Origin of the sequence: Photobacterium angustum (genome assembly GCF_002954615.1) — a bacterium.
Classification (GTDB): domain Bacteria; phylum Pseudomonadota; class Gammaproteobacteria; order Enterobacterales; family Vibrionaceae; genus Photobacterium; species Photobacterium angustum_A.
Window position 1 is genome coordinate 1,071,994 of the sequence record NZ_MSCJ01000003.1, and the last position, 20,871, is coordinate 1,092,864.

At 38.0% G+C, this 20,871-nt stretch carries 20 protein-coding genes; 2 read left to right on the top strand and 18 right to left on the bottom strand.

Annotation, left to right across the window (positions count from 1 at the left end; genetic code table 11):
• Positions 1–12: 12 nt before the first annotated feature.
• The 13 genes from BTO08_RS19545 to BTO08_RS19605 all read right to left on the bottom strand — a co-directional run bounded on the left by BTO08_RS19545 (position 13) and on the right by BTO08_RS19605 (position 11,964).
• The gene (locus BTO08_RS19545; RefSeq protein WP_105062252.1) at positions 13–573 is read right to left on the bottom strand and encodes a chalcone isomerase family protein; all 561 of its coding nucleotides are present in this window, start codon (positions 571–573) and stop codon (positions 13–15) included.
• 9 nt (positions 574–582) lie between these two features.
• Positions 583–1,128 (bottom strand): DUF2878 domain-containing protein, encoded by a 546-nt coding sequence (locus BTO08_RS19550; protein WP_242446309.1) that lies wholly within the window; start codon positions 1,126–1,128, stop codon positions 583–585.
• 5 nt (positions 1,129–1,133) lie between these two features.
• Positions 1,134–2,375 (bottom strand): SAM-dependent methyltransferase, encoded by a 1,242-nt coding sequence (locus BTO08_RS19555; RefSeq protein ID WP_105062254.1) that lies wholly within the window; start codon positions 2,373–2,375, stop codon positions 1,134–1,136.
• Entirely contained in the window at positions 2,368–3,222 is an 855-nt protein-coding gene (locus BTO08_RS19560; protein ID WP_105062698.1) for a DUF1365 domain-containing protein, read from the bottom strand. Before BTO08_RS19560 ends, BTO08_RS19555 begins: the two co-directional genes overlap by 8 nt.
• A gap of 1 nt (position 3,223) precedes the next feature.
• Positions 3,224–4,567 (bottom strand): NAD(P)/FAD-dependent oxidoreductase, encoded by a 1,344-nt coding sequence (locus BTO08_RS19565; RefSeq protein WP_105062255.1) that lies wholly within the window; start codon positions 4,565–4,567, stop codon positions 3,224–3,226.
• A complete protein-coding gene (locus BTO08_RS19570) occupies positions 4,567–5,295 on the bottom strand; it encodes an SDR family NAD(P)-dependent oxidoreductase (protein ID WP_105062256.1) in 729 nt (242 codons plus the stop codon). The genes BTO08_RS19565 and BTO08_RS19570 overlap by 1 nt, the downstream gene beginning before the upstream one ends.
• Positions 5,292–5,729, bottom strand: a complete 438-nt coding sequence (locus tag BTO08_RS19575) for a nuclear transport factor 2 family protein (RefSeq protein ID WP_105062257.1) — start codon at positions 5,727–5,729, stop codon at positions 5,292–5,294. The genes BTO08_RS19570 and BTO08_RS19575 overlap by 4 nt, the downstream gene beginning before the upstream one ends.
• Before the next feature lie 20 nt (positions 5,730–5,749).
• A complete protein-coding gene (gene phrB / locus BTO08_RS19580; protein WP_105062258.1) occupies positions 5,750–7,219 on the bottom strand; it encodes a deoxyribodipyrimidine photo-lyase in 1,470 nt (489 codons plus the stop codon).
• Positions 7,220–7,271: 52 nt separating this feature from the next.
• A complete protein-coding gene (locus BTO08_RS19585; RefSeq protein ID WP_105062259.1) occupies positions 7,272–8,063 on the bottom strand; it encodes a MerR family transcriptional regulator in 792 nt (263 codons plus the stop codon).
• A gap of 235 nt (positions 8,064–8,298) precedes the next feature.
• Positions 8,299–9,567: an O-acetylhomoserine aminocarboxypropyltransferase/cysteine synthase family protein gene (locus tag BTO08_RS19590; RefSeq protein WP_105062260.1), complete on the bottom strand. Its 1,269-nt coding sequence runs from the start codon at positions 9,565–9,567 to the stop codon at positions 8,299–8,301.
• Between the two features lie 127 nt (positions 9,568–9,694).
• Positions 9,695–10,648: a YbgA family protein gene (locus BTO08_RS19595; RefSeq protein ID WP_105062261.1), complete on the bottom strand. Its 954-nt coding sequence runs from the start codon at positions 10,646–10,648 to the stop codon at positions 9,695–9,697.
• 129 nt (positions 10,649–10,777) lie between these two features.
• Positions 10,778–10,993, bottom strand: coding sequence for a TIGR02450 family Trp-rich protein (locus BTO08_RS19600; protein ID WP_005365110.1), 216 nt, complete (start codon positions 10,991–10,993; stop codon positions 10,778–10,780).
• 23 nt (positions 10,994–11,016) lie between these two features.
• Positions 11,017–11,964: a YbgA family protein gene (locus tag BTO08_RS19605; protein WP_105062262.1), complete on the bottom strand. Its 948-nt coding sequence runs from the start codon at positions 11,962–11,964 to the stop codon at positions 11,017–11,019.
• Positions 11,965–12,198: 234 nt separating this feature from the next.
• Here BTO08_RS19605 and BTO08_RS19610 point away from each other — a divergent pair, with 234 nt between their 5' ends.
• A complete protein-coding gene (locus BTO08_RS19610; RefSeq protein ID WP_105062263.1) occupies positions 12,199–12,387 on the top strand; it encodes a hypothetical protein in 189 nt (62 codons plus the stop codon).
• Between the two features lie 112 nt (positions 12,388–12,499).
• On the opposite strand, the gene rlmF is transcribed toward BTO08_RS19610, so the two are convergent.
• The 3 genes from rlmF to BTO08_RS19625 all read right to left on the bottom strand — a co-directional run bounded on the left by rlmF (position 12,500) and on the right by BTO08_RS19625 (position 15,901).
• Positions 12,500–13,522 carry a 23S rRNA (adenine(1618)-N(6))-methyltransferase RlmF gene (gene rlmF, locus BTO08_RS19615; protein ID WP_105062264.1) on the bottom strand — a complete coding sequence of 341 codons (1,023 nt, stop codon included), beginning with the start codon at positions 13,520–13,522 and terminating at the stop codon, positions 12,500–12,502.
• A gap of 153 nt (positions 13,523–13,675) precedes the next feature.
• Positions 13,676–14,476: a slipin family protein gene (locus BTO08_RS19620; RefSeq protein ID WP_105062265.1), complete on the bottom strand. Its 801-nt coding sequence runs from the start codon at positions 14,474–14,476 to the stop codon at positions 13,676–13,678.
• 36 nt (positions 14,477–14,512) lie between these two features.
• Positions 14,513–15,901, bottom strand: coding sequence for an NfeD family protein (locus tag BTO08_RS19625; protein WP_105062266.1), 1,389 nt, complete (start codon positions 15,899–15,901; stop codon positions 14,513–14,515).
• A gap of 204 nt (positions 15,902–16,105) precedes the next feature.
• On the opposite strand from BTO08_RS19625, the gene BTO08_RS19630 reads away from it, so the two are divergent.
• Entirely contained in the window at positions 16,106–17,332 is a 1,227-nt protein-coding gene (locus BTO08_RS19630) for a transporter substrate-binding domain-containing protein (RefSeq protein ID WP_105062267.1), read from the top strand.
• Between the two features lie 79 nt (positions 17,333–17,411).
• Here the strand turns inward: BTO08_RS19630 and viaA are convergent, their stop codons facing one another.
• Positions 17,412–18,869 (bottom strand): ATPase RavA stimulator ViaA, encoded by a 1,458-nt coding sequence (viaA, locus tag BTO08_RS19635; protein ID WP_005365091.1) that lies wholly within the window; start codon positions 18,867–18,869, stop codon positions 17,412–17,414.
• Between the two features lie 73 nt (positions 18,870–18,942).
• Complete coding sequence (locus tag BTO08_RS19640; RefSeq protein ID WP_105062268.1) at positions 18,943–20,601, bottom strand: ATPase RavA domain-containing protein; 1,659 nt, start codon at positions 20,599–20,601, stop codon at positions 18,943–18,945.
• Positions 20,602–20,871 lie beyond the last annotated feature (270 nt).

Below are 20,871 nucleotides of genomic sequence, written 5' to 3' on the forward strand. Positions count from 1 at the left end.
GGTTGATACTTGTTATTTCCCAATTAACTGCTGACGTAATTCTGGATACGATGTTTTTGGTGATAACCAAATAGCAATAAAGCTTTGTGATAATGATTGTGATAGAACATTCCCTAGTGGCTTACCTTGTTGATAAAACTGCCCTTCACCATTACGGAGAATGAAGGTTAATCTGTCGCCCTTTTTAACGTCTGGCCATATGGTTGATAACGTTTTTAGCCACGGTGTTATTTGTTGGCTGCTATAACCTAAATGTTGCCATTGCTCTTCAGTCGCATCTAATAACGCATCTTTATCTATATTACGTAAATAACGAATAATTAAGGCTAAATCATTTTTAGTAGCCTTGTAACGCCCTGTTGGCGTTTTAAGCTCTGAGTTATAAATATCCCATATTCCCCATTCAAGTGTTGCTTCACCCACTTTTTTCCATTGATGCCATGGGTATTTATCACTCAGGGTCTGCAGCTGTGAAGATGCGTTATTTTTAATCGGTTTATTGCTATTGTCTGATTCTGCTATTGCAATATTGGAGCACATCAATACACCAAAATAGATAACAAGTGATCGCATTTATTGCTCCTAAGCTGTCGAGTTATTTGGATCTTTATTTAAAATACGGAGTAACCATAAAAGATACGCCGATACCGCAAACCAGATCACTATCAGCACAAAGAATGTATCTAATGTTTCTAGCTGCCAAATTACCGCACCTAATTTCATTCCAGACCAATAACTCAATGCACCGCCCAGACTGCCAGCCACCAGCAACCAATGTGTAGCAAAGCTAAAAATTGAGGTGCGTAAAACCCAAACAAAGGTTGTGAAACCCAACCAAAGCAATATAAGCCATGTTGGGATCAAACCAATACTCTCAACATTAAAGAAAAGTGGTGTTCGATTCGGTATTGGAAAATCAAATACCTGCCAATGTCTGAGCATTGAATCGATCACAATACCGGGTATCGATGCTAATACAGAGAAACGCCACGCCTTAGATTCCATAAACCATGTGGCTATTAGTATGAAAACCAAGATGTAACTAAAACGATATTGCCCCCAAACAGCGAGTAACCAATAGAAGTTAAACACCATACCGGCCAATAGTACTTTTAGTTTGTTTCCCAATGGATTTACTCTCTCCATTGCGGGCGACTTGCGACAAATTGAATAGTACTAATGGTGCGCTCTAAGAAACCACCTTCGCAATAAGAAAAGTAAAAACGCCACATCCTCATAAACCTTTCGTCGTAGTTATATTTCTCTAATGCTACGGCATTCTCATTAAATTGCTGGTGCCAATCTTCAAGAGTTTTCGCATAATCTAAGCCAATATCTTTGATATCTCGCATCACGAAATCACTATGCTGTGTTAGATTTTCAAGCAATACGGTAATTGACGGTAAGAAACCACCAGGGAATATGTGTTTCTGAATAAAGTCGACACCACGGCTATAACTATCATAACGTTGGTCGGCAATTGTGATCGCCTGAATCGCCATTAAGCCAGTTGGTTTTAACAATGACTGGCACTTTTCAATATAAGTTTTAAGGTATTGTTTACCAACGGCTTCTATCATTTCAACCGATACTAGCTTATCGTATTGCCCCGTTAAATCACGGTAGTCGTCCATGAGTAAGGTAATACGATCGGATAGGCCTTCTTTTTCAACTCGCTCTTTAGCCCATAAATATTGTTGCTCAGAAATTGTGGTAGTGGTGACACGGCAACCGTAATATTTCGCAGCATGAATAGCCATACCGCCCCAACCGGTACCAATTTCTAGTAAATGATCGTCTTCAGTCAATTTTAATTTCTGACACAAACGATCCATCTTATTCCATTGTGCTTGATCCAACGTGTCATTTTTATTGAGGTAAATAGCCGAAGAATAAAGCATATTAGGATCAAGAAAGTGACGATAAAGATCGTTACCAAGATCGTAATGTGCTGATATGTTTTTGCGCGCATTCTTAATGGTATTTTTACGCAGCAAGTGCCCAATCTGTTCGGAGATTCGACTCATCCAACCCATTTTTGCTTCTAGCTTATCTAACGTTGTCAGGTTCTTAGCCAAAACCCGTACTACATTGGTTAAGTTTGGTGAATCCCACCAGCCTTCCATATACGCTTCACCTGCACCAATACTGCCATCCGTCAGTAAGCGTTTATAAAAAAGCGGGTTATGGACATTAATACTCGCTTGTAGCGGTGCTTGTTTGTCACCAAAGAAGACGGTGCCTTCCGTTGAATCAGATACACTTAAGCCCGCATTAGAAAGGTGTTTTAATACTTTAAATAAAATATGCCGAGATGCATGATCAGAGGCTGATACATTAACTGATGATGATTGTTGTACGTCGCTTCTAAGCATTGTCATTCCCTCGTTTAATCTTGTGTTTATTTACTTTTTCATACGGTGTGTTATTTGGGTGATCATAAATTGGTACGCCTTTAATAAATAATTTAAGCGCTTGCCAATAAATACCTATAACAACCTTTATTGTCATAATCGGTGTAAGCAGTAATTGCTTGATAAGTATTGCAGATGTGAAGTTTTGCTTACGCATCTGCATGGTGGCATCAAATACTTTTTGATGGCTATTTTTCGAACCCCCCGAATGCCCGCTCGGAGAGATGCAATCTTTGTATCGACTCACAGCCAAGTTAACCAGCAAATTGCTATCAGGCTCTGTTAATCGCCAATGATACTGTTGATGTATAGGGTTAAAAGGTGAAACATGAAACGCCTTATCATGACTATATTCACGCCCCTGCCAATATTGCGGGGCCGGTATCGCATAGTAATGACGTTCGTTCCAAGGTGTATTACTGACTTCAGCTAACATATATTGCCATTGACCTTCATCATCATGGAGGTAATACAAATTAAGAGGACTGAAATACAATCCGCAATAACGTAAGTGACATAGCATAGTGACATTGCCATCAATCATTTTACCTGTTAGCGCATAGACCTTATCTTTTACAGCTTGTGCTAAATCAGGATCACCTTTTACGTAATCATCACGTCGAAATCGAGCGAAATTAAACAGTGATAATCCAAAGCCTTTTACTTGTTTATCCAACTGATCTAATTCATTTAAGTGGATATGGGGCATAAACATAGAATATGTGAATCTATGATCCACTGGTGTAAAACGTCGATGCCTAACCCATCCCTGAAAAATGCCGCTTTTAAGCTGATTATCTTTCCCCATACTAATAACTTCGTATGACACTTTTGTATGATGGTTCATGAGAAACATTCAGAGATTGTGCTGTTTGATCTTCACCTTCTGATTGTGTCAGTGATTGCATTTTTATCGCTTCAACAACATCTAACGCACTACGTACCCCGTCTTCATGAAAACCGTTATACCAATACGCTCCACAGAACCATGTTTGATTTTCTCCATTTATCAGATGACGTTTCTGCTGAGCCGCAATACTTTGAGTATTGAAAACAGGATGAGAATAAACAAATTTGCGCAGTATTTTGTCTTTATCTATCGATTCAGTTTGGTTAAGGGTTACACAAAATGTTTCAGGAGCTAGAATGCCTTGAAGTATATTCATGTTATAAGTCAGTGACGCTAAGTTACGTTCTCGAGCATCACGAGATTTAGGTAACGAATAATTCCAAGATGCCCATGCAGCCTGACGTTTTGGTAATAACGATGTATCGGTATGAAGAACCACTTCGTTTTCTTGATAATGAATATCTGATAACACGTAGTTTTCTTCTGATGTTGCGTCAGACAGCATTTTTAACGCTTGATCACTATGACAAGCGAAAATCACTTGATCAAATTCTTCTTGCTTAGTATTAACCGTAACAATTACCTTGCCTTTACTACGCTTCACCGAAGAGACAGGGCTATTTAGTTGAATACAATCTCCGATATAAGACATCATTTTTCTAACATATTCACGAGAACCACCCGGTATTACACGCCACTGTGGACGATTAGTTATGTCTAACAAACCATGGTTTAAGAAAAAACGCAGAAAGAAAGCTAAGGGAAAACGCCTCATATCAGATAACGTTGAAGACCAAATAGCAGCCCCCATCGGTAAAATATAATTTTCAGCAAAGTAATCACTAAACTGATGCTGAGTTAAAAAATCACCTAGCGTTTGATTCATTAACTCACTATCACCTACAACCTGTTTAGCAAGCTTATTAAACTGGGTGATCTCATACAAAAAGCGATAAAAGGTCGGGTTCAATAAATTACGTTTCTGGGCAAACAGTGATGAAATAGTATGCCCATTATATTCAAGCCCCGTACGCTCATTGTGAACACTAAAGCTCATTTCGCTTGGCTTACCTGTTATTTCAAGTTGTTCAAGCAAATTTTCAAAGTTTGGATATGTACGATCATTAAAAACAATAAACCCAGTATCGATGGCATAGTCACCACTATCTACGGTGACATCTACCGTTGCAGTATGCCCACCGACATAACTGTTTGCCTCATAAACAGTAACTTCGTGTTCTTGATGTAAATACCAAGCGGACGTCAAGCCTGAAATACCGGAACCTATAATGGCTATTTTCATTATGATTTCCCCGTCATTCGTTTAATTACTGCCAATCGAAATGTAATTGGCAAAAGCGCAATAGTTTTAAGAAACAGTGTAAAGGTGGCAGGAAAACTAATTTCTTTTTTTCCTGCAGCAATACCTGATCTTATTTTTTTTGAAGCATGTTCGGGTGACACTAACATTGGCATCGTAAAATCGTTTTTATCTGTTAATGGCGTTTTTACAAAACCAGGATTCACTAACGTAATTTTCATATTCAAATAAGCGAGATCAACAGCAAGTGCTTGGGTGATATAACTCATTGCAGCCTTAGAAGCGCCATAGGCTTCTGCACGTGGTAAAGCAACGAAACTGGCAGAAGAACTGATAATGACTAAATGCGTTTTTTCATTAAATCGCGCTTGTAAGGCTTCTATGCAATGGAGAACTCCGTAAACATTGACATCAAAAACGCGTTTAACTAATGCTGTATCAATTTTTCCTTCATCAATGTATTCACACGTGCCGGCATTTAAAATAATTAACTCTGGTAGAGTCTCTAAGGATGTAAGCGCTGATAGTGTGCTTTCAAAATCTGTTACATCGAAACGTAATGTTTTTATCGCTTGATGTTCTTCTTCTAATTCATTTAAACGCTGCGCATTTTGACCGCAAGCAATAACACGCCACCCGTCATCTGCATAATCACATGCAAGCTGTTTGCCAATCCCTGAACTAGCACCTGTGATCAATACCTGATTCATTGCCCTAACCTTGATTTAATGTGTCGAATAATGCGTCCAAACATGGGTAGACCTTCATAAATCATTTCCCCCATATCGAAATAATCACGATGATAAATCACTTTATCTTGTTCAAATTTCAGCTGAGTACAGCCTTCTAAACTGCGTTCTTTGCCATTTTGTAATCGAGGATGTGAAAAGTGCATTGTCCATTGAACAAACGCTTCATGATCATCTTCTACATAGCTATTAATAATAAATCGACAGCTATTTATATTTTGATAAAGGTTAAAAAAGTAAGCTTCTAAAGCACTAAAACCTTCAATTTTATGTGCAGGATCTTCAAAAATAACTAAATGATGATAAACGTCAGACAGTTGAGAGAGGTTGTCCTTTCCTAGTTGTCCATACACATTAAAAAACTTAATTAATGCAGGGTTTATCACTGCGTCCATTATTTATTCCTCCACCAGTGTTATTGATGAATATCCATATAAGCCTTTGCTTGTTTAAAAGACTCAATTGCGACTAGACGGGCTTCCTTATGATCGACAATTGGCAATGGATAATTCAGTGATTCTGCACTCGCCCATTGATGCGGCGTGTGTATGTATTTATCCGGAACATGTTCTAATTCCTTAACCCATGTACGGATGAAATCACCTTTTGGATCAAATCGTTGCCCTTGTAGTGTTGGATTAAATACTCTGAAATAAGGTTGTGCATCGGTACCTGTTGATGCGGCCCATTGCCAACCTCCGTTATTGGAAGCGAAATCACCATCAATGAGGTGCTGCATAAACCACTGCTCACCGACACGCCAATCACATAACAAGTCTTTCGTTAGAAAACTTGCAGTGATCATACGTAAACGATTATGCATCCAACCTGTTGCACGTAATTGCCTCATAGCGGCATCGACAATAGGAAACCCCGTTTTTCCTTCTTGCCATGCTTTAAGTAATGTTGCGTCATCTTTCCATTTGACAAACTGAGTAAACTTTTGAAATGGCTGATGTTGGCTTAATTCAGGGTAGCGATGAAGTAAATGACCATAAAACTCACGCCAAACAATCTCGTTCAACCATGTGAAAGCGCCATCATCCTTATTAATCTCTAATGCATTTGGAAAGTGCTGCAATAGCTGATGCAAACACTGCCTAGCGGATAGCGCACCAATTGCTAGATAAGGAGATAAACAACTAGTACCATCAATAGCAGGAAAATCTCTGTTTTGGTGATATGATTCGGCTTTAGTTTCACAAAACGTTTCTAATCTTTGTGCAATAGTTTCTTCATCTACTGGCCATAACACACTATCGATAATGGGATAGTTGAAAGCTTTGATTTGATGACAGGCAGACAATAACTTAATCACCACGTCACTAGTTACAGTGTCACCCTTATTTGTTACAGGGTAACTAGGTGATAATAAGAAACGCTTGATCCATGCATTTCTAAATGGGGTGAAAACTTTGAATAATTCCCCATCACGGGTCAAAACCATTTCAGGCTGCAAAATATAATTATCATCAAAGATACTGAATTTTATAGTATTTTTTGCAAGCAATTCCCCTACAGCTATATCACGTTTATGCTCATTAATTGGATATTGTTTATTCGCAAAAACATGCACAGCATTATAATCAAAACAAACTTGCTCAATAACCTTAACCGATTCTGAGAAGTCATTAACTTCAATAACTTGCAAAGGAATATTTTGTTTAACCAACTGTTGCTTTAATACTTGTAACCGACGATGAACAAAATCTACTTGAACTGCCGCCATATTATGTTGGTGCCACTGCATAGGCGTTGCAATAAAGAGTGCGATGATAGGAAGTCCACTATCGATTGCATGATTTAATGCTGTATTATCAACAACACGTAAATCTGAACGAAACCAAATAATAACGTGCTGCTCTTTTACTGTTTTATTTGTCATCATCACTCCTATTAGCTTATTAAAAGAATAATGCTGGTGGATCTTTTTACTTCTACTGCTTGTGGATCATTTTTATGCTTCCAATGAAAGAAACTTGAACATTGCTTTCTTTTTCTATTATTTCAATATCAGCTAACTGCTTATTATCAAGTTTGTTTTCTCCAACGATATAGACGTGGTTAATGTCATGCTCTGTTATAAATGCTGACAATCCTGTTACTTTTCCTAATAAATCTGATAAAACAATCGCGTAATAACCTTCATACGCTAATTTTAAGGCCTGTTGCCACACAAAGTGATTATCAGAAGATGAAAAACTCAACACGAGACTTCGGGGATTTTTATCTGAATTAACTTTCGCTAATACAGTAATAAAACATTGCGTAAGTGCTGAGTTCCACACACTTTTTTGTAATGTTTTTAATGGATTATCACTGCGTGTTATATGTTGCTCAATTGGCTTTAAAAATTGCTCTTCTAAAACATTAAATGGATAAAGTTTTAATGCTTCACGTACGCGTTTTTCTATTTGTTGTGCTTTACCCTGCTCGATTAAACAGATGGTTTCGTCAACCATTTCTATTTTTTCAACATTTAATTCATGATGTTCAGCAGTACCTTCTAATAAAGGTTTAACCTTACCAATTGATACTCCTTTGGCTAACCAAGTTAAAATTTCATGAATTTTAGCAATATCGCTATCGGTATAAAGACGGTGACCTTTAGGTGTTCGTTGAGGAACTAATAAACCATATCTGCGTTGCCAAGCACGTAAGGTTACAGAGTTAACACCCGTAGCTTCAGATACTTCACTAATTGAATACAACTTAATTTCAACGTTCAAATTATTACCTTCATTCGTAATTTCATAATTAGTTTAAGAACATAACAATACAAACTTGTACAACTGCTCTTTCATGTATAACTATAGTGTTAAACCTCCAACTTGTACAATAATTTAATCTTGTACAAGATTGAAGTTAGAGTTGTATCACATCAAAAAAAGAGGTGGTGAGTAGTAATTCGAAATAAGCTAAGTATTGTGGCAATCAAAATAATGATTGCCACATTGAAAAACGCTATGCGTTAAGTGCTTGTTCTAAATCAGCAATGATGTCATCAATATGTTCTATGCCGATAGAAAGTCTGATCATTTCAGGATGAACACCAGCTTGGCTCTGTTCTTCTGGTGTCATTTGTCGATGTGTGGTTGAGGCAGGATGACAAGCCAGTGATTTAGCATCACCAATATTCACCAACCGTTTAAACAAACCGAGTGCATCATAAAAACGAACACCTGCTTCATAACCATTTTTCAGTCCGAACGACAAGATAGCAGAGGGTTTACCCTTGGTATATTTTTGTGATAACTCGTAATAATCCGAATCAGGAAGACCAGCATAGTTAACCCAACTAACTTGGTCATGGTTAGCGAGATATTGTGCAACTTTAAGTGCATTTTCAGTATGTCTCTCCATGCGTAATGGTAAGGTTTCCAAACCTTGCATCAGCATAAACGCATTCATCGGAGACAGCGCAGCACCTGTATTTCTTAGTGGCACAGTTCGCGCTCTACCAATAAATGCCGCTTCACCAAACGCTTCATTATATACAACACCATGATAAGACGGTTCTGGTTGGCTAAATACAGGGAATCTATCTTTGTACTGTGCCCATGGAAATTTCCCTGAATCAACAATAACGCCACCTAATGTTGTTCCATGTCCGCCCACATATTTAGTCAATGAGTGAACAACAATATCAGCGCCAAATTCAATTGGTTTACATAGCACAGGTGTTGCAACAGTGTTGTCGACGATAACAGGTACGCCTTTATCATGTGCTAACTGAGATACTCTTTCGAGATCAATGATGTTACCACTAGGATTACCAATACTTTCACAATAGACCGCCTTGGTCTTTTCATCGATTAACGCAGCCATAGATTCTGGTTTATCATCTTTTGCAAACCGAACTTCAATCCCTTGGCTTGGTAACATATGAGCAAATAACGTATAGGTTCCGCCATAAAGTTGTGGTGTTGATACAATATTATCCCCTGCTTGAGCTAGGGTTAGAATCGCATAGTTAATCGCCGCGCTTCCAGCACTGACCACTAAACCCGCAATACCTCCTTCAAGCGCAGCCATACGTTTTTCTAATACGTCATTGGTCGGGTTCATGATACGGGTATAAATATTGCCCGGCACTTCAAGATTAAAAAGATCAGCACCGTGCTGTGCATCATCAAACTCGTAGGCTACCGTTTGATAAATTGGTGTTGCGACTGATTTAGTTGTCGGATCGGTTTCGTAACCACTGTGAATGGATAGCGTTTCGTCTTTCATTTTTCTACCTTGAATAATTGAAAAGAATAATAAGTATACAGACTACATTTAATAATCTATTGATGTAGCCTAATGGTAATTTTAGTTCAACATATGGCGTTTATATCTTAAAAACCACAATACGTATTTATAATGAATAACGTAACTTCAATGCTTCAGGATAAGGCGCTAAATAAGCTTGTTTTGATAAATACTCATTAGGGTTTAATGCTAAATGATGATTGATGAGTGTTAACGGTGCGATTAATGGCAGGTTACCTTCACGATAGCGCATAATAACATCGCGTAATTCTGCTTTTTGTTGTTTATCTAAATTACGTTTAAAGTAACCTTGAATATGTAGCAGTACATTCGTATTCGTTTTGCAATTTGAACGATGCTTTAAACCGTCCATTAATAATTGACGATACTCTACAAAGAACGCATTAATATCGTTCCATTGATGACTTTTAGCTAATAACTGACCAAGCTTACGGTACGTTGCTGGGTGGTTTGCCATCAACGCTAATTTATAACGAGCATGGAATTTCATTAATTTATTACTCGTAATTCCGTCCTCACCTTTAATACTCTCATATAAATCATTAAGTGCATAAACCCGAAAAACAAAGTTCTCCCTTAATACGGGATCGCATAAGCGACCATCTTCTTCAATCGGTAACCAAGGCATTTTCTGCATAAGGCGTTTAGTATAAATACCAACAGAACCACCAGGTACTGAGTGACCATTATCAAGATAAAGTTTAACTCGCTCCATACCGCAAGAAGGCGATTTAGCACATACAATGTAACCACACAGTGTTTCTAATGAAGGTAAAACCTTATCAGTAAATGCGTTCATTTTATCCGTATAATCAAGCGTATTATCTTTACTATCAACTAAACGCACATCAATACTGTTATCCAATAAACGAATAACTGGACGTGGGATTGTCATGCCAATGCCAACCTCTGGACAAATAGGCTTGAACTCAAAATAATCACTTAATTCTTCGTCTGCGAATTTAAAACGCTTATGACCACCGTCAAAACGTACTTGTTGTCCTAAAAGGCAACCACTTATTCCTACTATAATCGCCATAAATACTCCGTTGACGCTTAACCATATAAACCATAAAATTATTAGGGGTAATATTGCTATAAAATAATATTGAATGTAATAATGCTGTAATGATTAGTTACATCTTTTCTATTAATAACATTGCTCACATTATTTCCACCCTTGATGCCACAACGAAGTATTTCTTAAATCTTGCCAATTAATTATAAATTCACGTTTAGACATTACTGCTTCCATCGTGCAATGCAGTACCTTACCTTCCTCGTTAATTTCAAGTTCAGTAATAATAAAATGTTTTTCTTTATTTTTAGGGACTGCAGCAGTCCACTTACTGTTTAACAACTTTTTAGGGTTGAATTGATTCACTATATTTACCCTTAATTTCATTATTACAATGAGAAACGAAGCTTTAGTTTTTCAGGGTAAGGAGATAAATATGCTTGCGTTGCAAGATATTCATCAGGGTTTACTGTTAAGTGATGATTAATAAGTGTTAGCGGAGCGATTAAAGGAATATTTCCCTCACGATAGCGCATAATTACATCACGTAACTCTGCTTTTTGATCCTTATCTAAATCACGCTTAAAGTAACCTTGAATATGCATTAACACGTTGGTGTTATTTTTACGGCTTGCACGGTTTTTCAGAGCGTCCATAAATTGCTGACGATAAGTTAAGAAGAACTCAATTAAGTCATCCCACTCATGAATTTTCGATACTAAGCGTCCAAGCGAACGATAAGACTCTTGATGATGTGCCATTAAGCAAAGTTTGTAACGAGAATGAAACTTAATGATTTTTCCTCGAGTAATACCACCGTCAACACTACGATAGAGGTCATCAAGTGCATAAACACGGAAGATAAAATTCTCTCGCAGTACCGGATCACATAGTCGGCCATCTTCTTCAATAGGTAGCCATGGCATTGCTTCCATTAGACGTTTGGTATAGATACCAACAGATCCGCCTGGTACTGAGTTACCATTTTCTAAATACAATTTAACTCGTTCCATACCACAAGAAGGTGATTTAGCGCACACCACATAGCCACGTAACCACTCAAAACTAGGTATAATTTCATCGGCGAACGCCTTCATTTTATCTGTGTGATCAATAGCATTATCTTTACTATCAACAAGCCGTACTTCAATGCCATTATCTTGTAAACGGATCACCGGACGCGGCGTAGACATCCCAATAGCCATTTCAGGACATACCGCTCTAAAGCTGAAGTATTCAGCTAAGTCTTCTGCTACAAAACGATTACGTTTATGCCCGCCATCAAAGCGTACTTTCTCGCCTAATACACATGAACTGATTCCTACAGGGATACCCATACCCGCCTCCAAAGTTGTACAGTTATTTCTTGTTGTACAATTAATGTAGACAAATAGATCACCTTGTACAAGTTTTTTTATTGTATAAGTATTGGTGATGACGAATGAAAGCGCCTATAAGGCTTAAAACACACTTATCGTTAATATTTAATTAACAATACTTTAACTTGATCTAAATCATTATGATGATTTGGAAAGAAGCTTATTGTTAAGTTATTGTAAATAGGAGGTGGTATGAAATTAAGAAAAGATAAAAGATGCTATACCGATCTTTGTATTAACGGTAAATGGTTCCATCATGATCACTGCACAAATACGGCTTATATGCTGAAAGGACGTGATTCTCCTCTATTAGAATTGGCAAGAATACCGCAAACAGAGAGTGAGCTTATTGGACTGCTAGAGGAAGCAACATTAAATTAACATAGTGGTATGTTCTATGATTCTAATTCTGTGTAAACTTTGGATATTAATGAGAACCAATCATAAAGCGATGTATTGATAAATACATCGCTTATTTATGGCAAAAGCTAAATTAGCTCCAGCGCTCTTGGCGCCATTCTTGTTGCTGTTCTTCGTTTAAGAACGTCCAAGCAATAAGACGTGAGATCTTTTGACCTTGTGACATTTCAATAGTTTTTACCGAAACCGCACCCACTTTCTCAAGTTGCTTGTAAAGTACACCTAAGTTTTCTTTCTTCGATACTAAGGTTGTAAACCAGAAGCACTGTGTAGACTTACTTGCACTTTGGTTGATCATTTTTTTGATAAAACCGACTTCACCGCCTTTACACCACAATTCAGCTTTTTGACCACCAAAGTTTAATACAGGTGTTGTTGATGACTTCGCATTATTAAAAGCAGGCGATACTTTACCGCGAGAACGAGCTTGTTGTTTCTTATTCGCATTTGCTGCAAGGTTACGAACTTTTCGTTCAGAACCTGCCATTGCTTCTTCTTCAGAGCTATGGAATGGCGGATTACATAACGTAAAATCAAACACTTCTTCATCATTGATCGTATCTGTAAAGATATTATCAGCATTCTTTTGTAGACGAATTTGAATAGCGCCTTTTAAACGTGGATTGTTACCTGCAATGAATTTTGCTGATTTCACAGCAAGAGGATCGATCTCTGAACCAACAAATTGCCAGCCATAAACACGATGTCCAATAATTGGGTAGACGCAGTTTGCACCGATACCAATGTCTAAACCACGAATACCTTTACCTTGAGGAATCGCCCCTTCGTTAGATTGCGCTAATAAATCAGCAATGTAATGCAAATAGTCGGCACGACCAGGAATTGGAGGACATAAAAAACCAGCAGGAATATCCCAATGATCCACTTGATAAAAATGCTTTAATAACGCTTTGTTTAATGTTTTAACTGCGAGTGGATCGGAGAAGTTTACAGAAAGATCACCATAAGCATTTTCGCTAACATGCTGATCTAACTCTGGGGTTGCTTTAATTAGTGTCGCAAAATCATAACGCGCACGATGTGGGTTACGTGGGTGTAAGCCTTGCTTAGGCTGTGCGTTTTTCTTTTGGGTCATCTTTGCTTCTCGCAGAATTGGATCTTATCAAAGCGCAGCATTGTACATGCTTATCGATGATAAACTTAGCGTTTAAGTGTCTAATAATTGAATAATTCCCAAATTGTCTATTTCTTTATCACCTTATCAACACTTAATAACACAACACTCTCTTTACTCTTCCTTACTGCGGTCTAAACCTTGTAATTTAATTTTAGCCATTTCTGACACATCATCTGCCGTTAACTTATCAATTAAATTAATTGGCAGTGGGAAAACGATAGTCGATGTACGTTCATTGGCGACTTCTGTTAGGGTTTGAAAATAACGTAATTGAATCGCGTTTGGCGATTTATTTAACTCATTAGCAGCCTGCTGTAATTTTACCGATGCTTCTAACTCACCTGTCGCATGAATGACTTTTGCACGACGTGAACGCTCAGCTTCAGCTTGTCTTGCTAAGGCTCTAACCATACTGTCATCTAAATCAACATGTTTTATCTCAACATTGGCGATTTTTATTCCCCAATTATCAGTATGTTGATCAAGAATACCTTGAAGACCACGATTTAGTTCCTCTCGTGCAGACAATAACTCATCCAATTCATGTTGACCAAGTACAGAACGAAGCGTTGTTTGTGACAGTTGACTGGTCGCTTCTAAATAATTCTCTACATTGTTGATCGCCATTTTTGGATCAACCACTTTAAAATAAACAACAGCATTTACATGTACAGATACATTATCACGGGTTATTAAATCTTGAGTGGGCACATCAAGCACAATAGTACGTAGATCAACTCGCACCATTTGTTGTACAAACGGCACAATAATGACCAACCCCGGCCCTTTTACGTCATAGAAACGCCCAAGGAGAAATACAACAGCCCTTTCATACTCTCGTAAGACCTTAAACATGCTGATAATTAATATAACCACCAGCACGACAATAATCGCAATGGAATAAGTAACCATAGTACTCTCCTTACAATGTCTTTATTAGCCAATTAGTTAGGGATCAATTTCGAGCCATAACCCACGAATTGCAGTCACAATTACCGTATCCCCTTTATGAAAAACCCCAGTGCTGGTTGCTTGCCATATTTCACCTTCAACTAATACTCGATATTTACCCGCTTCATTGTCCACATACATCACTGTCGCTTTCTGACCTATTAATGTACTGATTCCTGTTACAACAGGCTTTTTGCGTGATTTAACCAACATGGTAAGAATAATAAAGAAGAAGGCTGCAGATACCGCGGTAAAACCTATTATCAGTGGTACTGCGATTTGATAACCAGGAAGATCGGTATCCATTAACATAACCGAGCCTAGTGCAAATGACACTATGCCCCCTAAACCTAATATACCGAAACTTGGACTAAAGGCTTCAGCAACCATTAACATGACACCTAGAATAATCAGTGCTAGGCCTGCGTAGCTGATCGGTAACATTTGAAGCGAATACATCGCCAGTACAAAACAGATCCCACCAAGCACCCCAGGTAATCCGACTCCGGGATTATAAAACTCCAGTAACAACCCATACATGCCGATCAGCATTAAAATATACGCAACATTTGGATTTGTTAGAACTGATAACAACTTAAAACGCCAGTCTTGCTCTCGTTCAATAAAACGTACATTACTTAGCTCAATTGGTGTTTCTACGCCATTTAGTTTCACCATCCTACCATTGGATTTTTCTACTACCTTTGCTACATCTTGAGCAATGAAATCAATCACGTTCTTCTGCAATGCCGTTTCTGCGCTAATGCTTGCAGATTCTGTTACCGCTTTAACTGCCCATTCAGCATTACGATTATGTAATTTGGCCAAACTTTCGATATAAGCCGCTGCATCGTTCATCACTTTATTTTCCATAGCGGAACCACTTTTAATCGCAGCTGGTTGTTTAGATGATTGGTCTGATCCCTCACTACTTTTTACTTCATCCTCACTTTTAGATTGCTCATCACTTTTATCACCATTAAACGGCGACTCACCTGCGTTTCCTCCACCAATGGATACCGGTGTTGCAGCACCTAAATTTGTACCATTTGCCATAGATGCAATATGGCTTGCCAATAATATGTAAGTACCGGCACTTGCAGCTCGAGATCCTGATGGACCCACCCATGTTGCAACGGGTACTGGAGAAACCGTAATAGCCTGAATAATTTGCCGCATGGAAGAGTCTAAACCACCAGGAGTATCAACTTGTAAGATAATCATCGCTGCGTTATTTTTTTGTGCTTCGGATATTTCACGCGTCACGTAATCGCTTGTAGCAGGTCCAATCCCTCCTTTTATATTTATCACCCACACATCTTGGGCTACTACTGGTGAACAGAAAATAATAAGGCTTAGCAGTAAGTATTGAATAAACGTTTTCATACGCTTCACCCACAAATAAATGAATAAAAGCTCTAACGATTGAGACTGATATAATAAACAGTTGGTTATTTAACTATACGTGTAACAAAAGGAATTAGTTTTCTTAAAATTGAAGCCTTACCTTATGAGTGTCACAAGGCAGCCCCTCAAAACAAGAGAAAGGATTTATACTTAAGAATAAAAACAACAAAAGGATAGTTAATAATGCCGCAAGCAAATACTCTTGTTATTTACTGTTCTCCACGCCTTGCTATATATCATCACCTACTTTTACTCGTTCTATTTATCATTCTTTTTGCAGGAAGTTATTCACATAGCGCCATCGCAAATACACAAATGACAGCAATAACGGATACCTCAAAGACAAACCATCAAGCTGTTGATACATCGCGAGATCTGCCAACGATCTCATCCTCACCCAGTAACAAAGAACTGGTCATCGGAACTTATATTTGCCCACCTTTTGTTATGCAAGATCAATTTGGTGAATATACAGGATTAAGTATTTTACTGTGGCAACAAATAGCAGAAAAATTAGAGCTACCCTACACCTTCAAAAATTACCCTTTGAAAGACCTATTAAAAGCAGTTGCAGCGAAAGAAATCGACATTGGATTGTCGTGTTTATCGATTACACCAGAGCGAGAACAAATCATTGATTTTTCGCACTCATTCTATGAAACACACCTTGCAATTGTCGTTAAATCTGCAAGTCATTTCGATACATTTAAAAGTATTATTACTAACAGACATCTCTTAACAATTATTGCTATTTTCATCACGGCTGCGGCAATAGTAGGCGGTTTATATTATTTATTAGAGCACCGTGTTAATGACAAGCTTTACTCGATGCGATCAAGACCCGCACAGTTAATTGAAGGATTTATTTTAGGCTTATTATTTATAACTAAAGGCCCTTTCAATTATTACGAATTTAAAACATTAACAGGACGAGTGTTAACGGTTGGACTTGCGGTTTTCACTACGCTATTTATTGCCAGCATAACCGCAGTTTTGGCGAGTACATTTACTATCGGATTAATTAATAGCGATATAAAAAGCCCCAACGATTTAGCGAATGTTAGTACTGGTGCAAAGACCGCTTCAACTTCGTCGCAATTTTTAACTCGTCACAGTATTACTCATCGTCAATACGACACAGTCGTTGAAATGTTGGATGCTTTAGAGCGTGGAGAAATAGATGCTGCTGTCAATGATGATGCAATCGTTAAGTATGAAATAAAGATAGCGCAACAAAACGGTAAATATGAAAAATTAACCGTCTTACCTTATCAATTTGAAAAACAAAATTATGGTATCGCGTTAATAGAACAAAGCCCTTATGAAGAATCAGTAAACCGAGAATTATTACAATTTAGGCAGAGTAATGAATGGCGTAATGCATTACTTGAGTACTTTAAAATCAAATAGTGCTAAACATACAAAGAATAAAACAGTTATTCACGCTATAGCGTTACAGAATTAAGCTATAACGCGAATAATGTAACTATTAACGAATTCGGAATAATTTACCTAGTTGACTCAATTTAGATGGATGGTAAGACCAACAATGATCGAACATCTCTAAAAGTTCTGGATTACCATATTTTGACAGGTTAACGGCATGAAAACGGTTCTTCTGGGCTTTCAGTTTTTCTACTCGACTCAGCATAGCCTCAGGCTGGCTGGGTGCAATAAAGTCAGATAACACCACGAGATCAGCGTTTTTATATTTACCGTCGCTCATCAAATCAATCGATTGATCTAATACAGGACCAAGATCCGTGCCGCCATGGAATGAATAAGATAAAAAGTTAACCACTTCGCTTAACCCATCTTGCTTAGTCAACTCGTACGTAATCTGTTGAGTTGAAAACATAATGACATAACAATCACGCTCATCAGCAAGCGCTATTTGCATCAAGCCATAAGCCAGTGCTTTAGCACAATTTTCAGGGAAACCCGACATAGAACCTGAAGCATCAATACAAACAATAAATGGACCTTTATCTTGATCCACCTGTTTGGTTTGTCGCTTATACGCTTTTACCTTGCGTAGTTTACGCTGCGTACCTTGCATACGGTAATTCATTAAGCGTTTATCGGCTAAGTGTTTATAGAACACCACTTCCAATTCAGGATAGGCTAAAAACATTGCTTCATTAGGTAAAAGCTTGGCGAGATCGTCACTTTCATGGATCCCGACAATATCATCGGTGACATTGTCACTTTTTTCTTCCACCAGCTTAAGTTCTTCTGCTTTTACGCGCTCTTTATTAGGATCATCGACTTCACTTGCCATACGCCCTAACTTCTCAGCGATATCTTGCAAGCCATTATTGTTTTTCAAAAACTTTGCAATTTTCTTCATGACATCGACATCAGTCTGTGTCAATTTCGCTTTTGCCATATCCCATAAACGGCCAGCCTTTTTCTCATCGCCAGCTTCTGTTACCTCTTCCACTTGCTTTAACGTTTCAATACGTTGATACAAGTCTTTCAACAGCTCTTCTTTATTTTCTTCAATTTCAGATTCTTGCGCTTCTTTTAAGGCATAAGCAATATACTCATACCATTTGTCACAAAAGAAGCGTTGAAACATCGGGTTATGTTTCTGATGTTCTTTAGCAACAAGATTTTTTGCTTTGAAATAAAACGAAGACTGCCCTTCCAATTTTTTTACGACTTCATCAGCATGCTCGATAAAATAATCTTGATCCCATTTACAGACTTGTTGATAAAGCTCTATTTCATCATGAAACCGTTCTACTACCGTCCCTTTAGCGGTTTGACGGATCATTTGTCCTCGCCATTTCATGACTTGGTTTTTCATCGCTGTTTTAACACCAGGGCTAGATTCTGCCGCCATTAATAACTGCGGACGTACCATGACTTCATGAACAGCACTATCAATAACGCCTGATTCAGCAAGCATCAATGCGAAGTTTAATCCTTCAGAGACTGGCATACGCGATTCTCCTTTTTCGTGCCTAACGTTAGGTGTTGATTACACCCAACGATAGACTGCTTAACAACAAGCATTATTTGGCAAAATATTCAGAAAGGTGGGTAATTCGAAATGCACTCTTTTCGACAAGTCCTTTAAGCTCTGCAACTTTATCAGCGGCATCACACAAACTTTGTTCAATAAGTGCAGGAAAAGCATCATTGATAAAGTTATGTGGTAATGCTCCGTGGAAACTTGCACGTGACTTTTTAATGTTATGCTCTGAATCAACTATTTTTGCCATGGCAACATCAACACCGTCTTGCCATGTTTGCTGCTGAGTTTCAGTGATACCTTTATTACCTGCAATGCCAACTAATACCGAGCGATTAGCAATATCTTTAATAGTTAGGCGGTTTTGCGCGTCAATTTCAAATTGTAAGCGACACAGATGCGTGTTCTTATTTACAAAACCATAAATATCACATTTACCCGTCCTAATTTTCTTATCAAACTCATCGCCGTCTACGTATACCCATCGGCTATCACCCGGCTCTTGTTCCGAGACTGATGGATTTTGCTGTAGCATCACCAATTTGATCATACGAGGGTTGTTGTTAACGTTAAATCTTGCTGCTGTCGCAAAGTTATATTTAAACCACTCTTTACGCATAGTGCTTTCTTTTGTGAAAGACACAACCAATTTATCAACGACATCATCGTTAATCGTATTAATGATAGTTTCCGCTTCATTAGCGTCTAAACTTGATTGAGTCTGATTAAAGGCATGTTCTGACGCGAATGTATTAATGATATTACAGATAACATTACGCGATTCTGGGCTATGCCATAAGCAGTCTTGCAGCAGTAATAAATCAAGTGGGTTGATTTCACTACGACCATTAAAAAACGCGCTGGCTTTTAATAGGCGTACAGACTTTTTCCAGCGTCGGTCAGATATATACAGCTCACTGTCACTATCAATCACATCGGTTTGATTAACATGATCTTCAACCATTGATTTAAGCTTAAAGATTTGTTCAAAGATCTCTTCACTTAATTGGATCTCATCAATATGCTGCTGCCAGTTAACATACTCTTCATCTTTAATAGTGAGACTAGGATCAATTTCTTGTAGTGTTGGCCCTTCCCCCATCAATAGAGCTTTAAAGTTCTTTTTCTCTTGAATACGATTAACGAATACACGAACGAGCATTCGGTCATATAAAGCATCAAGGCCACTATCTTCATCAGGTAACTCGTTAGATGCTGTGATCAACAAGCGCATAGGTACAGGCAGAACATCTTGACCATTTTTGAATGTACGTTCATTAACCACTGTTAATAACGTATTTAGAATAGCAGGGCCGGCTTTCCAAATTTCATCAAGAAAAACCACTTGCGCTGTCGGTAAGTAACCGTCAATTAAACGAACGTATTTACCGTTATCTTTTAACTCTTGAATAGATAAAGGTCCAAACACCTCTTCAGGCGTTGAAAAACGTGTCATCAAGTAATCAAAAAATTTGCTATCGTCAAAGGCTTGAATTAATCGTTTTGCAATTAAACTTTTTGCGATCCCTGGAGGTCCTAAAAGAAAAACACTCTCTCCCGCTAATGCCGCAAGCAAACACAGCTTAATCACTTCCTCACGTTCATAGACGCCATTAGAAAGCCCTTTAATCAATTTTTGAATCCGTTCAGATAAAATAGCTTTATTCGGTGATGTTGCTGTTGTTGCCATTTTAAGCATATAACCAACCTTGTGTGTTTCCTACTAACGCTGTACGGCGCCTACCTCAATCATTAAACGTAAAATCCCTACACTTAATGTTATATCTATTAATCGACTTTAGCATTTTACTAAGTTGATTCAAAATTTTATCTTATATTAGCAATGAAATTAACCATATACACTCATAGTATTAACGTTTCACAGTGACTATTTCTAGTGACTATTCACTCGCCAACAGATAACTTTTAGTTATGAGGTTCACATTCCTGTCACACAATCGTAATAACA